Origin of the sequence: Archangium violaceum Cb vi76 (assembly GCF_000733295.1) — a bacterium.
GTDB classification, from domain to species: Bacteria; Myxococcota; Myxococcia; order Myxococcales; family Myxococcaceae; genus Archangium; species Archangium violaceum.
Map to the genome: position 1 here is coordinate 1 of NZ_JPMI01000117.1, position 645 is coordinate 645.

The 645-nt window shown below is 67.3% G+C and carries 1 protein-coding gene; it reads left to right on the forward strand.

Translation table 11 applies throughout. The annotated features are described in order from the left end of the window. Positions 1 to 33 precede the first annotated feature (33 nt). A partial coding sequence (locus tag Q664_RS17915) for a hypothetical protein (RefSeq protein WP_043396654.1) occupies positions 34 to 645 on the forward strand: 612 nt, incomplete at its 3' end.

Consider the following 645-nt stretch of genomic DNA (forward strand, 5'->3'; position numbering starts at 1 on the left):
CCTCTCCGGGACACTCCGGAGGCACGTCTGTTATTGGAATTCGCCGATCGCCTGCCCCATGCCCCCGATTGGCGCCATGCCTTCTTCGACTCCTGGAAGGCCCTCGGTCAGCCGGATTTCCGCAAGAGCACCCTGCTCCCCGCCCCCATCGAGTGGAATCACCTCAATTCAAACCAGATCACCCGGCTCCCGCCTGGCGACGACTGGCGCTTCCCCATCGGGGTCCTGGCTCCAGACTCGGCGAAGGACCGGGAACCGTGGATGCGCGAGCACGTCCTCTCCTGCCAGTCGGTGCCCCTGCTCCTGGCACTGCGCGAACAGTTGCTCGCTCTCGAAGCTCGGGCGCCGCTCCGTCAGGCCTGTCTGGCCTCGGTGGAGGAGCGGCTCGACCAGCTCGCGGGTCCCTCGCCCCGTACCCTCCAGCTCGCCCTCATCCCCTTCCTGTCGGGCACCTCGCGCTCGGCACCCTTCGAACGGCGGGAATTGGAGACACTCGAGAAGCTCGTCGCGCTGCGCGAGTGGAAGCAGCCCTCCAGTGCGGCGGTCTTCCGGGAGATGCGAACGCATACGGACATGCTGCATGGCCCCGCCCACCATGCCTGGGTGATGACTTCCCTGGCCCAGAGCACGTCCCACGGCTCGTGG